Origin of the sequence: Polynucleobacter sphagniphilus (genome assembly GCF_029892205.1) — a bacterium.
Taxonomy (GTDB): Bacteria; Pseudomonadota; Gammaproteobacteria; order Burkholderiales; family Burkholderiaceae; genus Polynucleobacter; species Polynucleobacter sphagniphilus.
The window spans coordinates 1-1,470 of sequence record NZ_JARXVX010000021.1 but is presented as its reverse complement, the minus strand read 5'-3'; the positions used below and the strand labels follow the sequence as shown (position 1 = coordinate 1,470).

Sequence of the window (1,470 nt, the reverse complement as noted above, 5' to 3'; positions counted from 1 at the left end):
CCTTTTACTAATCGCCAGTTAACTTTGGATCAAATCAAAGAGGCTGGAGATGCATTAACTAATCTTTACGCTCAGATGGGAAGAATGGCCCAAGCCGTCATCCCACCTCAAGACGTTGTTAATGGCGTTATCACCATCAAGATTATTGAAGGCAAGGTAGGCAATGTCATTATTGAACTCAATAAAGAATCACCAAGTCGCCTCAAGTCTGAAGTTATTCAAAAGTTCATTACCAACAGCAACGAGCCTGGCAACCTTATTGACCTGAAGGGTTTGGAGCGAAGTTTAGCCATCCTCAATGAAACGCCAGGTAATGAAGTTAGCGGAGAGTTAGCGGAGGGTGACGAGGAAGAGACAACGAATATCTTGGTCAATGCCAAAGATACGGGTTTATTTGCAGGTAGGGTAGATCTATCAAACTATGGCGCAGCCAATACAGGGCCTGCACAAGCAACGGCTAGCTTAAGCTTGAACAACCCTAGTGGTAATGGCGACCAAGCCACTTTAGATGTGATTGGCTCACAAGGCTCTGTCTATGGGCAGCTTAGATACGGTTTGCCAGTGGGTTATGATGGCTGGAGAGTATCTGCAGGCGTTAGCGCCTTGGATTACAAAAGCTTATCAAGTTACTCAACAACGATTTCACAAGGTACAGCACAAACCTACGGAATTTACTCAATCTATGCGCTAGAGCGCACTGCAAGTTCCACTAAGAATGTGATCATCAACTTTGAAAATAAGAACTACAACAACCAAACTAACGGTATCGAGAGCAGTAACTATCAGCTCAATGATTTAAGTCTTGGCATCAACGGCACTAACTTTATTGGTCAAGCTTATGCAAGCTGGGGCGCTACAGCTACCTTGGGCTCTTTAAGTATTAATAACTCCAATCAAGCTAATAACGACGCACAGGGTGCCGCAACAAAAGGTACTTTTGCAAAGCTGGGCTTTAATGGCTCGATTACACAGCCACTGCCGATTGATAAAACCAATTTAGTGGCTTCTATCTACGGTCAATTGGCTAATAAGAACCTCAATAGTGCCGAGCAGATCTATATGGGTGGCCCTTATGGTGTACGTGCTTACCCTGTAGCCCAGGGAGGTGGTGCACAAGGAGCAATTGCTTCTGTAGAAATTAACCATAACTTGATTCAAGACTTGCAAGTTGGTGTTTTTTTTGATGCTGGACTAGTTCAGCAATATGTAAGCACTTATAACAACTGGCAAGGGCAGACCAACGCTAACAATACCTATTCTTTATACGCAACAGGTTTGTCAGCAAAGTATCAGTACGAAAAAGTTCAACTTTCTGGTTCATTGGCATGGCGCGTAGGCAACAATCCGCTCTATACACAAAGTGGCCAACAGTTAAATACAGACAACATGTACAGATCGGTACAAGGTTGGATCAAGGGCACAATCTTTTTTTAAGAATGTATAAGAAATTGCAAAAATATTTACAAACTC

1 protein-coding gene is annotated in these 1,470 nt (G+C 43.1%); it reads left to right on the top strand.

Annotated features, from left to right (window positions below):
* Positions 1–1,434, top strand: a 1,434-nt coding sequence (locus M2125_RS10895; protein ID WP_280742983.1) for a ShlB/FhaC/HecB family hemolysin secretion/activation protein, incomplete at its 5' end; no start/stop codon positions are given.
* Between the last annotated feature and the right edge of the window lie 36 nt (positions 1,435–1,470).